Origin of the sequence: Blautia glucerasea (assembly GCF_013304385.1) — a bacterium.
Classification (GTDB): domain Bacteria; phylum Bacillota; class Clostridia; order Lachnospirales; family Lachnospiraceae; genus Blautia_A; species Blautia_A ammoniilytica.
Genome location: NZ_JAAITU010000135.1, coordinates 1 through 700, shown reverse-complemented (window position 1 = coordinate 700; position 700 = coordinate 1). Strand labels below are relative to the sequence as shown.

The following is a 700-nucleotide window of genomic DNA, read 5'->3' as shown; positions in this document are numbered from 1 at the left end:
TATCATAACTCCGGTTGTCGTTCTATACCGAATCGGAATCCTCATACAAAACTTCTGATAAAAGATTTTCAAGCCTTTGTTCTGCCATTTCTGGTTTCTTGGAATAGAGCCTTACAATATCTGCCATGTCATTAAAGGCATTAACAGTATGGGTGATCTCCCGGAGAAACATAATCTCGTTATATTCATCATTCGATTCAAACCCCATTACCTTTGCAATATCCGCTTCATTCGTGTTACCCTTGTAATTCTTGCAGGCAAACTGGAATGATTCCAGAAACAGGTTATATTGCTTTAACATTAACAGCAGTAAATCTTTTGAAAAAGCATCTTCCTTTTTACTAAGGTCGAGAGGTAACTGTTTGAGAATATTGCCCATTGCATCACGAATCTGTAATTCTCTCTTATCCGTAATATCGGTTTCGTATTCATCGGTTTCACCTCTGAGCCATTCAATAGATACATGAAGTGCTTCCGAAAGACCTTCCAGCACCATCTTTTTGGTATTGTCAATCGAACCATTCTCATAACGCAGGATTGTGGAAGCGGTAACTCCCATCTTCTCTGCAACATAAGGCTGTGTCAGATTTAATTCCAGACGACGCTGTTTTGCTCTGCTGCCTATCAGCTTGCGTAGTTCTTTATCTTTCATGCTGATTGCCTCCTTTTTCGGTATGTATGAATTATAGCATGTACCTTA

The 700-nt window shown here is 39.3% G+C and carries 1 protein-coding gene; it reads right to left on the bottom strand.

All coding sequences use genetic code 11. The features are described 5' to 3' along the window. Positions 1-22 precede the first annotated feature (22 nt). Complete coding sequence (locus G5B11_RS18745) at positions 23-652, bottom strand: helix-turn-helix domain-containing protein (protein ID WP_173729337.1); 630 nt, start codon at positions 650-652, stop codon at positions 23-25. Positions 653-700 lie beyond the last annotated feature (48 nt).

Excerpts from the sequence above, each read along its gene's own strand:
- G5B11_RS18745 (WP_173729337.1), bottom strand. The coding sequence starts at position 652 with ATGAAAGATAAAGAACTACGCAAGCTGATAGGCAGCAGAGCAAAACAG.